Source organism: Streptomyces cavernicola (assembly GCF_029968035.1).
In the GTDB taxonomy this organism is placed as follows: domain Bacteria; phylum Actinomycetota; class Actinomycetes; order Streptomycetales; family Streptomycetaceae; genus Streptomyces; species Streptomyces cavernicola.
In genome coordinates, this window is sequence record NZ_JASCIQ010000015.1 from 1 (window position 1) to 12,622 (window position 12,622).

Genomic DNA, 12,622 nt, shown 5'->3' on the forward strand with positions numbered 1-12,622 from the left:
AGCCGGGTTCTTCACCAACTGGCCGTATCTGAACACGAGTTGGGGATCGCCCTGGAAGCAAGGCAAGGAGGCTCGGCGAACTCTCGCTCGCCGGGCCTCTTCGCATACGCGCAGCAGCGCTCACCGAGACATACGCCTCAACTCCCCTCCCCCGTACAACTCTTCAGGTTCACCGGGAGTCAACCCTGGGATTTCCGTACGTTCTGGAGAGGAACCCATGTCCCAGCCTCATCACAAGCGCTCTCGTCGTCCGGTCGTCCTGGGCTCCGCTGTCGTCGCGGCCGCCTTGGCCGGTGGCCTGCTCCTGGCTCTGCCCGGCGGTGCGAGCGCTGCCGGGTCGGGGCTCGCCGACGACTTCGACGGTGACGGCTACCGCGATCTGGCGACCGGCGCCCCGGGGGCTGTCGCGGGCGGGAAGGCGAAGGCCGGTGCCGTGGTCGTCAACTACGGCTCGTCGAGCGGGATCAGCTCCGCGCGCCGCAAGGTGACGTCGCAGAGTTCCTCCGGCGTGCCGGGCGCTTCGGAGACCTCGGACCGCTTCGGCACCGAGCTCGCGCACGGCGACCTCAACGACGACGGCTACGGCGATCTCGTCGTGGGCACGCCGTTGGAGGACGTCCCCGGCGACGTCGACCGCGGTGCGGTGACGATCCTGTGGGGCGGCTCGTCCGGGCTTTCGGGCGGCACGACGGTCAGCGATCCGAACGCCTCGGGCCACGACCGGTTCGGCCAGTCGCTCGCGGTCGGCGACTTCACCGGCGACGGGAAGGCCGATCTGGCGGTCGGCTCCACCGGCAAGGACGTGTGGGTCTTCAAGGGCGGCTTCACCAAGTCCGGCGGCCCGGCCGGGAAGTTGCGCTTCGACGCGCAGATCGAGGCCGGCGCGTACCCCGACGGCGCCGTGCAGCTGGCCGCCGGGGACTTCGACGACGACGGCACGGACGACGTGGTCGTGGGGTCCTGGGCGGGCAACTTCGTCTACCGGGGCGCCTCGACCGGGCCCACGCTGCAGACCGAGGCGGGCGAGGGCAACCCGGGCGCGCTCACCGCTGCCGACTTCGACCGCGACGGGCACGACGACCTCGTCGTCGGCTCCGACTACGTGTCCGTCACGGACCAGACGGCGAAGGGCGGCTACGCCACCGTGTTCTACGGCGGCACGGCGGGCGTCGACACCGCTCGCAGCGCCGTCTTCAGCCAGGCCACGGCGGGCGTGCCGGGAACGGACGAGTACCACGACTCCTTCGGCGGCGCACTCGCCACGGGCGACGTCAACGGCGACGGCTACCCGGACCTCGCCGTCGGCGCGAACTTCGAGACCATCGGTTCGGCGAACACCGCGGGCAACGTGTGGGTGCTGCGCGGCGGCGCCTCCGGCCTGACCGCAACCGGCGCCCAGTCCTTCAACCAGGGCACCTCAGGCGTTCCGGGCGCCAACGAGTCGTCGGACCTGTTCGGCGACGCCGTCCACCTCGCCGACCACGACAAGGACGGCCGCGCGGACCTGTCGGTGGGCGCGGCCGGCGAGAACAGCGACGACGGCGCCGTATGGGTTCTGCGCGGGTCCACCGGAGGCATCACGACCACCGAGGCGGTGAGCTTCGGCGCGACGTCCGTGGGCATCGGGAACTCCGGGGAGGACCCGATGTTCGGGGACGTCATGTCGGGCCACTGACCCCATGAAATGGCTGGGCGGCCAAGGGCGTTGAGCACGTCATGACTCAAGGACCGGCACCCCGCCCACTCTCCGACCAAGCCCTCTCCAGCCTGCTCGGCGAGCAGCAGTTCGGCACACTGGCCACCGTCAAGCGCAGCGGCCGTCCCCACCTGACCACGATGCTGTACAGCTGGGACCCCGAAGCCCGCGTGGTGCGGTTCTCCACGACGGCCGACCGGGTCAAGGTCGGGCATCTGCGCCGCAACCCGCGTGCCGCCCTGCACGTGCAGGGCGGCGACGTGTGGTCGTTCGCCGTCGCTGAAGGCGAGGCCGAGGTCTCCGAGAGCACGACCGCTCCCGGCGACGCCGTCGGGCGGGAACTGCTCGCGATGATCCCGCAAGCCGCGAAGCCGGAGGACGAGGCTGCGTTCCTGGAGCAGCTGGTCGCCGAGCATCGGGTGGTCATCCGCTTGAAGGTGGACCACCTGTACGGCACGGCGCTCGACGTCGAAGGCAAGAGAGAGTAAGCCCTGGGCTCAACTCGACGTGCTGCAGGGGCTGTTCGCCCGGTGCCCTACGTGGGGCCTGGCTGCAACTCTTCGACGATCCCCTTGTCCAACGCCGCCCGCACCAGCGCCGAGGCCAGCTCCGCGTCCGCCGCTCCCGTCCCCTCGGCCAGCCGCCGGAGTTCGACCGTCTTCCGCGGCAGCCCCAGACGCTCCGCCCCCTGCATCGCCTTCGCGTCCACGTAGGGCCCGAACTCCGGCCACACGTCCTGGACTTCGCGCAGGAAGATGGCCGCGCCGACCGCACCGATGCCCGGCAACTCCTGGAGGAGTGCGCGGAGTTCGTCCGCGTCGCCGTCCGCCTGTTCCCGCATCTTCCGCAGGTCTCCGCCCCAGCGGTCGAGGAGCAGGTCGGCGGCGTCGCCGAGCTGGGTGGCGGTGCGTTCGTCGTAGCGGCGGTAGCCGCCCTCGCCGAGGGCGTCGACGCGCTGCTGCCACGTGGACCCGGACATGCTGCTCGCGTCGCGCAGGCCCGCCTCGTACAGCGTCCGCGAGGTGGCGACGGCGACGGAGGCGCGGATACGTGCGCTGAGCAGATGCGCGAGCACCAGCGTGCGGTAGAGCGGCTGCGGAGTGTCCCTCAGGCGGATACCGGCCTCGGCCGCATAGGTCTGCCCGTGTTCCCGCAGCAGTTCCCGCAGGACTTTCCGGTTCTTTTCGTCGCTCATGGTGACCGCTGCTCCTCGACTGCTTCTCTGCGCGACGGGTGCCCAGGCCCGCCCGTTTCATGTCCGCCGCACGGAGAACCCGGAAAGGCATGGCTGAGGACGAACCGCTGGACGGCTACCGCAAGAAGCGCGGCCCCCGACCCGCGACGGCATGCATCGCCACCCCCGCTACCTGGCCCTCCGCGACGACAAGCCGACGACCGACGTCGTACGGGAACGGCCCCGCAAGCCGGACGACAGCGGCGGGTGAGCCATGGACCGCCGAAGCGGCAACAGGCGCTGGGCGTACGGCAGTTGCCGTCGGCGGCCGGGGTTCAGTTCTCGCTGAGTACGACGTTGCCGTCGTCTCCCGGGCGTCCCTGCAGGCTGTCTCCGTCGGCCCTCGCGCGGACCGGGGCACGCGTCGGGTCTCTGCGCAATCGGCGTGCGATGGCCCAGCCCGTCTCCGGCTGCTGAACGCGAGCTGTTCTCTTGGGCGTTGTGGCCACGGCGGACAACCTCCGTCTTCATCCAGGTGTTCACGTCGGGAACGCACCTCAGGGCACGTCCTCAGGTAACCGGCGACAGACGCCGCAAACATGCACGGCCCGAGCGTGGGGTGCACGCCTGCCGGGTCAGCCGAGTTCCTCGGCGGTGGGGGTGATGCGGGCGGCGAGGAGGGCGACGTCGTCCTCGAACGTGCCGCTGCGGGCCTGCACGAGTGCGTCGACGAGGTCGGGCAGGGGGCGGTCCGCGTACGCGGCGGCGACGCCGGCTGCCTTGTCCATGCCTGCGCCCAGGCACTCGCCTCGCTGTTCGACCAGGCCGTCCGTGTGCAGGACGAGGGCACTGCCGGGCGGGAGGTGTTCCTCGTGGTCCGGTCGGAGAACGGCCAGGTCGACGCCCAGGGGTGGGCCGATGTCGGCGTGCAGGTAGCGGGCCCGATGCTCCGGGGTGACCAGGAGCGGCGGCAGGTGGCCGGCGCTGGCCCACTGCAGGCGGCGGCCGGCCCCCTCGGGTTCGAGGCGGGCGACGACGACCGTGGCCATGGGGCCGCCGTGCAGTTCGTGCAGGACGAGGTCGAGGCGGTGCAGGATGCGGCTGGGCGGCTCCTGCTCGTCGAACGCGATGACGCGGAGCATGTTGCTGATCTGGCTCATCACGGTCGCGGCGGGGATGCCGTGCCCCATGACGTCGCCGAGCAGCAGGCACGGGACGCGGTCGGGCAGGTGGATGAAGTCGTACCAGTCCCCGCCGATCCGCGGCACCTCGGTGGAGGGCTGGTAGCGCGCATGCAGCTCAAGCCCGTCCAGGCGCGGCATCTCGGGGAGCAGCCGCCGCTGGAACTCCTCGGTGGCCTGGCGCAGCTGCTCGTACAGGCGGGCGTTCTCGATGGCCACGCCCGCCGCGCTGGCCAGGGCGGTGACCGCGGCCTCGTCGTCGTCCGTGAACGCCCCGCCGCCGGTCTTGTCCGCCAGATACAGGTTTCCGTACACGGTGCTGCTCGCCCGGATCGGGACAAGCAGCGAGCCCGGATCGCCTTCGGGGAAACCGGTCGCCCGGGGGTGGTCCGTCGGGGCCTCCAGGTGTACGGGCCGGGGCTCGCGGGCGAGAGCGCCCAGCAGAGCCGTGCCCTGCAGGAGGGCGCCGCCGCCGGGTCGGGCGGTCGGATCCGTCCCGGCGCTCACGCCCGTCCCCGCCCCGGATGTGATCACGCTGAACTCGCCGTCGTCGCCGAGCACCCCCAGGGCGGCGTAGCGGGCGTCGACCAGCTGTCGCGCCGTATCGATGATCTTGTGGAGGACCAGGTCGAGCTCCAGCTCGCGGCTGATCAGAAGGACCGCGTCGAGGAGGTCCTTCATCCGCCCGTGCTCCCGGGCGATCTGCTGCAGCCCCTCTTCGAGCTGGTCCAGGTTCTCCTGTCCCGGACTCTTCGCGGAAGGGACCGGTTCGCCTCGGCTCCTGCTGTCCTGGCTCATCGCACCGCCCTTCTACGCACCCGGGCCTCAGCCCATGTGCGGGTAGTCGATGCCGACGGGCGCGTCCCAGGTCTCCTTGATGGCCCGCGGGCTGGTCCAGCGCTGGATGTTCATCAGCGACCCGGCCTTGTCGTTGGTGCCGGAGGCCCGGCTGCCGCCGAAGGGCTGGCGGGACACGATGGAACCGGTCGGCTTGTCGTTGACGTAGAAGTTGCCGGCCGCGCCGCGCAGCTTCCGGTGCGCCAGGTCGATCGCGCCGCGGTCGGTGGCGAAGACGGCGCCGGTCAGGGCGTACGGGCTGGACGAGTCGACCACGTCGAGGATCTCGGCGTACTTGGCGTCCTCGTAGACGTGCACGGCGATGATCGGCCCGAAGTACTCGGTGGTGAACACCTCGTCGGCCGGGTCGTCGCAGACCAGGACGGTGGGCTCGACGAACCAGCCGGTCGAGTCGTCGCAGCCGCCGCCGGCGAGCACCTCGATGGAGCCGGTGCGCGCCGCGCGGTCCAGGGCCGCCTTGTGCTTGGCGAAGGCGCGGGCGTCGATCACCGCGCCGCCGAAGTACGAGAAGTCGCTGACGTCGCCGTACCGGACGGAGCCGGTCAGGTCGGCCAGCTCGTCCTGCAGGCCCCCGTCCCACAGCGAGCGCGGCACGTACGCGCGGGACGCCGCCGAGCACTTCTGGCCCTGGTACTCGAAGGCGCCGCGGGTGAACGCGGTGGCCAGCGGGGCCGGGTGGGCCGAGGGGTGCACGACGATGAAGTCCTTGCCGCCGGTCTCGCCGACGATGCGCGGGTAGCTGCGGTAGCGGTCGAGGTTGTCGCCGATGGTGCGCCACAGCTTCTTGAACGTGGCGGTGGAGCCGGTGAAGTGCAGACCGGCGAAGCCCGGGTCGGCGAGCGCCACCTCACTGACGGCCCGGCCGTCGCCGGTGACGAGGTTGATCACGCCCGCGGGCAGCCCGGCCGCCTCCAGGAGCCGCATCGTGAAGTGCGCGGCGAGCTGCTGCGTCGGCGTCGGCTTCCACACCACCGTGTTGCCCATCAGGGCGGGGGCGGTGGGCAGGTTGCCCGCGATGGCGGTGAAGTTGAACGGCGTGATCGCGGTGACGAAGCCGTCCAGGGGGCGGTAGTCCATACGGTTCCACTCCCCGGGAACCGAGCGCGGCTGCTCGGCGATGATCTGCCGCGCGTACTGCACGTTGAACCGCAGGAAGTCGATGAGTTCGCAGGCGGCGTCGATCTCGGCCTGCTGCACCGACTTCGACTGGCCGAGGATCGTGGCGGCGTTGATGGTGTCCCGCCACGGACCGGAGAGCAGGTCCGCGGCGCGGAGCAGGATCGCGGCCCGGTCGTCGAAGGCCATGTCGGCCCAGTCGGGGGCGGCGTCCTTGGCGGCCTGCACGGCGTCGGCCACGTCCTGGGAGGTGGCCTGCGCGGCGGTGCCGAGTACGTGCCGGCGGTCGTGCGGCTGCACCACGTCGAACCGCTCGCCGTCGCCGCGCCGCTGCACGCCGCCGATGGTCTGCGTGAGGTCGATGCGCTCGGACTTCAGCTGCGCGATCCGCTGCTGCAGCGACTCCCGCTCGGCCGAGCCGGGCGCGTATCCCTTGACGGGCTCGTTGTGGGGCACCGGTACCGAGGTGATGGCGCTGATGGCGTCCATGAGGTCCTCCTTGGGACGGTCGACCGAGAGCTCGGTCGTCGCGGCGGCCAAGGCCGGGAGGGGGGCGTCGGCAGGCGTCGGCAGGGATGAGCCGTGTCGGCGTCCGCCTCTGTCAGGACCAGCATGGCAGCCTCCGAGCGGGCGCGCCGGAGCCTCGCCGAGCCCTGTGCGCACCGCCCCGCACCGCCTCATCGCCGCACCGCCTCATCGCCGCATCGCCGCATCGCCGCCTCCCGTGGCCCGGTCCGGCCTGGCGCGGCCCGGTCCTGGCCCGGCGCCTGGCCCCGGCCCTGACCCCGCGAACGCGAACTCGCCCAGGCCGTCGAGGAGTTCGTCCCGCCCACGGGCCGTAGGCAGGCGACCGACAGGGGGTACGGCCACCGGGCGCAGTACGGCGGGTTCCTCGCCGGGCGTACGAGGCGTCGGGACTGCCCCGTCGTGCCAGTCAGCGTTTCAGGGACTCGCTCAGGCCTGGGCCTCAACCCTGCCGAATCGACCCGCGATCCGAGCCGTGACCTGGTCGAACATCGCCCGCCACGAGATCGCGAAATCAGAACGGATTACCAGGAGTCCCGTCGCCCTCGACATTGGCCACCATCTTGCGCAGTACCTTCAGCGCGGCCACGTACTCCTCGTCGCTGATGCCCTTGTGGACCACGGCGCGCACCTCGGTCGCCAGCTCACGGAGCCGCACTCTGGCGGCCTCCCCGGCAGCTGTGAGATGCAGGCGCTGCCCGTCATCGATCCGGAGCCATTCGCGGTGGAGCAACTGGTCGACGACCCTGGCGATCTCGTACGGCCCGTCGGCAAGGTGCGTCAGCCGAGCGACGACCTCCTCACAACTCGGCGCCGTGGGGCCGCCGTTCACGCAGTTGAGTACCCAGTACTGCGGCTGCGTGACGTCGATCTTGGCCATGGCGTCACGCAGATGCCGGGTGACGGTTGTATGGGTCAGGCCGCACCAGTAGCCGACCGGCTGAGTGGCCAGCATGTCATCGGTGGCGGCCGGGTTCGCCGGCGCCTGATCGGTGGTGGTTCCGGTCGCTGATTCCATGATCGCGACGCTACATTCCCCCGGCGAACTGAACAAGTAGACACTGAAGGTGTCATGATGGCATCATGAGTGACGTTGAGCACGCGACGGATGAGCCCCCGTTGGGGCCTCTTCTGTACGAAGTGATCCGGGGTCTGTGGCCGCTGCACCGTACGGTCGTGCGCGCTGTGGAGCGAGAGCTGACGGGCACGGGGATGACAGCCGGTCAGCATGCGGTGATGGACGAATTGCGCAGGTGCGGCCCCCGGACGGTTCCTCAACTGGCCCGCCTGCTGGGCCTGGACCGGCAGCCGGTCCAGCGCCTTGTGAACGATGCGACAGCCCTGGGGCTGGCGGAGAGCGGCCCGAATCCGGAGCACCGGCGCTCGCGCCTGATCCGGCTCACTCCGAAAGGGGAAGCCACCATCAGGGGAATCCAGGAAGCCGAGGAAACCGAACTGCGGCGCCGGCTGTCCGATCTCACCGCCGATGACGTCACGACGGCCCTGCACGTACTCCGGCGCCTTGGCGAGGAGTTCAAGGACCTCGCACAGGATGCCCCGCCACAACGTACGGATCGAGGAGACGACCCACGATGACGCATGCGCGGACACACGCCGTCACAGCCGCCACCGTGCCCGTCGAGGCGGGCGAACTCTTCTACGAGTCGGCCGGCGGAGGACCCCCCGTCGTACTGCTCCACGGCGGCATGCTCGACCTGCACATGTGGGACGAGCAGTTCTCGTGGCTCGCGGCCCTGGGGTACCGCGTCATCCGCTATGACGCCCGCGGCCACGGGCGCTCCTCCACCGTGGCTGGGGACTACGCCCACCATGACGATCTACGCGATCTGCTCATCCACCTCGATGTCCCCTGTGCCACGCTCGTTGGGCTTTCCCTCGGGGCGCGGACCGCCGTCGATACGGCGATAGCTCATCCGGAGTCTGTGTCGGCACTGGTCCTTGCCTCGCCCGGGGTGAGCGGCCGGCCCTTCACCGACCCCTACGTCGCGCACCACACCGCACAGCAGATGGCCGCGGTGGGCGACCCGGACGGGGACGGCGGTGCGGAGCGGTTCGTGGAGCATTTTCTCCGGATGTGGGTGGACGGGCCGTACCGCGAACCGTCCCAGGTCAGCCTCGAACTGCGCGAGCGGATGCGTGTGTCGGCGTCCACCAATGTCGTGCGGCACGCCCGCGGGCTCGGGGCTGGGATACCGAGAGAAGTCGGTGCGGCGGACCGGCTGGCCGCCATCGGCGTGCCCACCCTGGTTCTCGATGGAGAGCTCGACAGCAGTGACATCTCGTCGAACGCTCAGGCCATCGTCCAAACCGTTCCCGATGCCAGGCACCAACGGTTCGCCTCGGCAGCCCACATGGTCAACCTCGAGAGCAAGGAACTCTTCAACCTCGCGGTCAAATCCTTCCTCGTGTCCACGACTGACCTCAACTGAGCACGTTCACCTGTACCGGCGGAGCACATTCAGGGGTACGCCGACAGCATTCACTGCAACTCGTCCTGAGATCAACGGGCCTGACCGCAACGGGCCATAAGCGCCCCGCACGCGCCTTTCGTCCACGCACCGTCCGTGCACGCGCGTTCCGTGCACGCCCCTTTACGGGCCCCTTCCGGGGCAATCTCGCCCTGGAGGCCGGCCGAGTGCTTCGCTACGATCGCCTCGCCATGAATTTCCCGAGCGATCCCGCGAGGCCCCCGGCCGGGGTGATCCGGGTGCCGGTGCGCGTGCCGCGTCCCTCGCCCATGGCGTTCGCCAAGGCCGTCTGGGGGTTCGCCGGCGGTGCCACCGGAGACGCCTTCACGAAGCGCCTTCGCCGCGCTGCGCGTCACCCCGACCCGGACCCGTCGCTGGGCATCGACGCCATGACCTTCGCGCCGCTCGCCCTGCGGGAGACCGGCGCTGCGTACTTCTTCGACGAGCACGGCGTGCGCTTGGAGGGCAGCTCCGAAATCTCCCTCGCGGTGTCCTGGTGCGAAGTGAACCGCGTGGCACTGCAGGTGCAGCACTCCCAGTTCCTCGGCCTGAAAATGCTGCGGCTGCTCCTGTGGCCGACGTGCCCCCAATCCTTCCTTGCCGCCCATCCGGGGAGCGCGCCTGCCTGGGACGCGGCACTCGGGGCTTGCGCGTTGGCGGTGGTCAAGGCCACCACCGTCCCGCAGGATTCCATCGAACTGGCCCTGGCCGGACTGGACTTCGCGGGGGCGGCGCGGTTCGACGGGCGGGTGGAGGAGATCCCGCCCGCCGGGTGAGTCAGGTCGGACCTCGCGCCCCGGGGACAGCACATGCCTGCTCTCCTCCAGCTCCTCCAGCTCCTTCAGCTCCTTCAGGTGCTCCAGGTCCTCCAGGTCCTCCAGGTCCTCCAGGTCCTCCAGGTCCTCCAGGAGCTCAGACGAAGTACAGGTCTTCCATGGACCGCACCGCCGACGCGCTGCGCCGGACGCGGAACGCCGTCGCCTGCATCTCCTCCCACCCCCACGGGTCAGAACGGCCGAGCGCGAGTCCGGCCAGGCGGAACCACTCGATCTCGTTCGGCTTCTCGCTCAGATCGACGCCGGCGTTGTGCAGCGCCCAGCCAGGCAGGTGCAGGGAAGCGACGACCGCGTGCGGGTCACCGGTCACGGCGAACGTTTCCTCACCGGGCCTTCCGCAGGCGTGGAACATCGCACCGTCCGGCAGCCACACCACGTCCTCAGTGTGTTCGGCACAGCCGTACTGGCCGTAATAGCCGTAATAGGTGACCCGGCCCACGAGACGCGCGTCGGGAAACCGCTCACGCAACCGCTCGGCCTCGGACAGCAGCGACACACCGCTGCCGTTGTCACCGTCGTCACAGTCATTGCCGTTGTTGCCGTCGTTGCCGTTGTTGCCGTCGTCGGCGAACGCGGCATCAGCGATGCCCAACATGCTTCCCCACGCGGCGGCGTGCACGATGTCCAGATCAGACCGAACCGACGACGGCAACGCAGCCTGCACAGAACGCGGACCGAGGTCTGCCAGCACCTCCTCGACGCTCTCGAACGACTCGACGAACGCACGGGCCCGCTCCGCGTCCTGGGGCGGCAGGTCACGGGCGTCGAGGTCGAACGGCGGTTGGAACACGCTCAGATGGCACAAGCCCACCGAGCCCCGCACGGCCCGATCCGGCGCGGACGTCCAGTGGTCGACGTCGGACATGCCTCTGCCCTGGCTGCCGGTCACGGCCCTCCTCCGCCACGCGATGAACTGGCTGACGGGTCGGGCGGATGCCGGTGCCGGAACGCGGCGCATGAGCAGACGTCACCGTATCTCTGCTGGCTGTTTCCGTAGCTGTCGTTGTTTCCAGCTGCTGTGCCCGTAGTCATGTTCCGCCCCCCGTCGTCAGCACCGGTCGCTGCGCGTGCAGCCCGTCGACCGGCGCTGTCCACGCTAGTCGGCGGCACTGACAACGGCCATTGCTCGTCCGGGAGTTGCCCAGGGCTACAAGGCGACGTAGACCGTGTTGGCCGACGAACCCCCTTGCAGCGGGTTAGGGAACTCCACCACATGGCTCGTCGGCTCGGCGAAGACCTCCGCGAGCACCGCCTCGAACTCCTCGTCCGGCGGGTCGTTGGACCACAGGGCGAAGACGCCGCCGGGCTGCAGGCAGCGGGCGAGGGCACGCAGGCCGTGCGGGGTGTAGAGGTCGGCGGGGCGGGGTGCAGGACGTGCCGGGGCGAGTGGTCCACGTCGAGCAGAACCGCGTGGAAGCGGCGGTACGGGTGCTCGGGGTCGAGGCCGGAGTCGGCGGCGGCCAGCGCGAAGAAGTCGCCCTGGACCAGGCGGCACCGGGGGTCCGACGTCAGCTCCGCGCCGAGCGGCACCTGGCCGTGCCGGTGCCATGCGATGACCTCGCCGAGCGCCTCGACCACGGTCAGGGAGCGCACCCTCGGGTCGTCGAGCACGGCCCGCGCGGTGTACCCGAGCCCGAGTCCGCCGACCGCGACGTCGAGCCCGGACTCTCCTTCTACGTACGGGAGTTGCGCCAGGCCGAGTCGGGTGAGGGCGATCTCGCCGGCGGTGAAGAGGCTGGACATCAGGAACTCGTCGCCCAGCTTCACCTCGTACACGTCGTCCCCGGAGACCGGGTCCCGTCGACGGCGGAGGCTGAGGTCGCCCATCGGGGTCGGGCGCCAGTCGATCTCCTCGAAGCGCAGGCTCATACGCGGGTCCTTTCGCGAGCGGGTACGGCGGGTACGGCGGGTACGGCGGGTACGGCGGGGCAGGGGCGGTTGACGTGGCGGATAGGGCTGGCGCCTCGCGAGGGGTGCGTGCGGCGAAGGGTGAGCGCCCGGCCTAGCGCTGGACGTATCCCTCTCTCAGCGGGCCGCCCACCAGGTCCAGGACCTGCTCCGCCGCTGCCGCGAGGGGCGCCGACTCGGCCTGTTCCGCCGCGCGTTGATGCCCGTCCAGGAGAGCCTTGCCGCGTACGGGGTCCGCGCCGAGGAGTCTGCGGGGCAGCCACTTACCGATGCCGGTCCAGGCCCCGTGGTGGGCGGTGAGGAGGTGTGCGGCTTCGCGCAAGGTGTGGTCGGCCAGGGCGAGTTGTTCATGCCGTTCGGTCGCCGGGGCGTCGCGCAGGTCGTCGACGAAGCAGGTGAGGAGGTAGCGCCCGCGGGCCCACTCGGCGGGGGTGAGCGGGACGGGGCCGGCGGTGAGCAGTGCTCGGGCCTGAGTGCGGGCGCGGCCCAGGTCGCCGTGCGGGTCGAGGAGCGGCAGGCCTTGGGCCTAGATGAAGAGGAGGGTGCCGCGACGGTTGCCCCTGTTGTCCTCCAGGGCCTCCTCGATGTCCGCGACGGTGTGCACGAAGAGCTCGGCCAACCGGCCGTCGTGGCGCACGACTTCACGCCGAGTGCTGTCCGACGCGGGCAGCAGGACCGCCACGTCCAGGTCGCTGCTCGCCGTCGCCCGGCCCTGCGCGGCCGAACCTCCCAGCACGGCGCCCACCGCGTGCGGGAAGTGGTGCGTGACCAGGCGGAGAGCCTCGGATGCGGGGCTGTCTCGATCATCCATGGCCGCCGATGGTGCCAGCTGCGGCCCT

Annotated in this window: 12 protein-coding genes and 1 pseudogene; 5 read left to right on the forward strand and 8 right to left on the reverse strand. The window is 70.6% G+C overall.

Features of this window, described 5'->3' with window-relative positions; genetic code table 11:
* The first annotated feature begins 217 nt into the window (after positions 1–217).
* Entirely contained in the window at positions 218–1,675 is a 1,458-nt protein-coding gene (locus QIS96_RS15740; RefSeq protein ID WP_282543213.1) for an FG-GAP-like repeat-containing protein, read from the forward strand.
* A gap of 41 nt (positions 1,676–1,716) precedes the next feature.
* Positions 1,717–2,184 carry a PPOX class F420-dependent oxidoreductase gene (locus QIS96_RS15745; protein ID WP_282543214.1) on the forward strand — a complete coding sequence of 156 codons (468 nt, stop codon included), beginning with the start codon at positions 1,717–1,719 and terminating at the stop codon, positions 2,182–2,184.
* 47 nt (positions 2,185–2,231) lie between these two features.
* Here QIS96_RS15745 and QIS96_RS15750 read toward each other — a convergent pair whose 3' ends face one another.
* The 4 genes from QIS96_RS15750 to QIS96_RS15765 form a co-directional block, all read right to left on the reverse strand.
* Complete coding sequence (locus tag QIS96_RS15750) at positions 2,232–2,891, reverse strand: HhH-GDP family DNA glycosylase (protein WP_282543215.1); 660 nt, start codon at positions 2,889–2,891, stop codon at positions 2,232–2,234.
* 614 nt (positions 2,892–3,505) lie between these two features.
* Positions 3,506–4,849 (reverse strand): PP2C family protein-serine/threonine phosphatase, encoded by a 1,344-nt coding sequence (locus QIS96_RS15755; protein ID WP_282543216.1) that lies wholly within the window; start codon positions 4,847–4,849, stop codon positions 3,506–3,508.
* 27 nt (positions 4,850–4,876) lie between these two features.
* The gene (gene pruA / locus QIS96_RS15760) at positions 4,877–6,505 is read right to left on the reverse strand and encodes an L-glutamate gamma-semialdehyde dehydrogenase (protein WP_282543347.1); all 1,629 of its coding nucleotides are present in this window, start codon (positions 6,503–6,505) and stop codon (positions 4,877–4,879) included.
* Positions 6,506–7,064: 559 nt separating this feature from the next.
* On the reverse strand, positions 7,065–7,568 hold the full coding sequence (locus QIS96_RS15765) for a MarR family winged helix-turn-helix transcriptional regulator (RefSeq protein ID WP_282543217.1): 504 nt from the start codon (positions 7,566–7,568) through the stop codon (positions 7,065–7,067).
* Between the two features lie 65 nt (positions 7,569–7,633).
* Between QIS96_RS15765 and QIS96_RS15770 the strand changes: the two genes are divergently transcribed.
* From QIS96_RS15770 to QIS96_RS15780, 3 genes are all read left to right on the forward strand, one after another.
* Positions 7,634–8,146 (forward strand): MarR family winged helix-turn-helix transcriptional regulator, encoded by a 513-nt coding sequence (locus QIS96_RS15770; RefSeq protein ID WP_282543218.1) that lies wholly within the window; start codon positions 7,634–7,636, stop codon positions 8,144–8,146.
* On the forward strand, positions 8,143–9,000 hold the full coding sequence (locus QIS96_RS15775; protein ID WP_282543219.1) for an alpha/beta fold hydrolase: 858 nt from the start codon (positions 8,143–8,145) through the stop codon (positions 8,998–9,000). The genes QIS96_RS15770 and QIS96_RS15775 overlap by 4 nt, the downstream gene beginning before the upstream one ends.
* Before the next feature lie 230 nt (positions 9,001–9,230).
* Complete coding sequence (locus QIS96_RS15780; RefSeq protein ID WP_282543220.1) at positions 9,231–9,815, forward strand: hypothetical protein; 585 nt, start codon at positions 9,231–9,233, stop codon at positions 9,813–9,815.
* A 136-nt stretch (positions 9,816–9,951) separates the two neighbouring features.
* Here the strand turns inward: QIS96_RS15780 and QIS96_RS15785 are convergent, their stop codons facing one another.
* The 4 genes and pseudogenes from QIS96_RS15785 to QIS96_RS37695 all read right to left on the reverse strand — a co-directional run bounded on the left by QIS96_RS15785 (position 9,952) and on the right by QIS96_RS37695 (position 12,594).
* Positions 9,952–10,764, reverse strand: a complete 813-nt coding sequence (locus QIS96_RS15785) for a DUF6333 family protein (RefSeq protein WP_282543221.1) — start codon at positions 10,762–10,764, stop codon at positions 9,952–9,954.
* Between the two features lie 258 nt (positions 10,765–11,022).
* Positions 11,023–11,744: pseudogene (locus QIS96_RS15790) on the reverse strand (spermidine synthase).
* Positions 11,745–11,877: 133 nt separating this feature from the next.
* A complete protein-coding gene (locus QIS96_RS37690; protein WP_349017386.1) occupies positions 11,878–12,105 on the reverse strand; it encodes a hypothetical protein in 228 nt (75 codons plus the stop codon).
* A gap of 204 nt (positions 12,106–12,309) precedes the next feature.
* Complete coding sequence (locus QIS96_RS37695) at positions 12,310–12,594, reverse strand: nucleotidyltransferase domain-containing protein (protein ID WP_349017387.1); 285 nt, start codon at positions 12,592–12,594, stop codon at positions 12,310–12,312.
* Between the last annotated feature and the right edge of the window lie 28 nt (positions 12,595–12,622).

What these genes read in the sequence shown, in the direction of transcription:
- QIS96_RS15740 (WP_282543213.1), top strand. Translation starts at nt 218, where the DNA reads ATGTCCCAGCCTCATCACAAGCGCTCTCGTCGTCCGGTCGTCCTGGGC.
- QIS96_RS15745 (WP_282543214.1), top strand. Translation starts at nt 1,717, where the DNA reads ATGACTCAAGGACCGGCACCCCGCCCACTCTCCGACCAAGCCCTCTCC.
- QIS96_RS15750 (WP_282543215.1), bottom strand. Translation starts at nt 2,891, where the DNA reads ATGAGCGACGAAAAGAACCGGAAAGTCCTGCGGGAACTGCTGCGGGAA.
- QIS96_RS15755 (WP_282543216.1), bottom strand. Translation starts at nt 4,849, where the DNA reads ATGAGCCAGGACAGCAGGAGCCGAGGCGAACCGGTCCCTTCCGCGAAG.
- QIS96_RS15765 (WP_282543217.1), bottom strand. Translation starts at nt 7,568, where the DNA reads ATGGAATCAGCGACCGGAACCACCACCGATCAGGCGCCGGCGAACCCG.
- QIS96_RS15770 (WP_282543218.1), top strand. Translation starts at nt 7,634, where the DNA reads ATGAGTGACGTTGAGCACGCGACGGATGAGCCCCCGTTGGGGCCTCTT.
- QIS96_RS15775 (WP_282543219.1), top strand. Translation starts at nt 8,143, where the DNA reads ATGACGCATGCGCGGACACACGCCGTCACAGCCGCCACCGTGCCCGTC.
- QIS96_RS15780 (WP_282543220.1), top strand. Translation starts at nt 9,231, where the DNA reads ATGAATTTCCCGAGCGATCCCGCGAGGCCCCCGGCCGGGGTGATCCGG.
- QIS96_RS37695 (WP_349017387.1), bottom strand. Translation starts at nt 12,594, where the DNA reads ATGGATGATCGAGACAGCCCCGCATCCGAGGCTCTCCGCCTGGTCACG.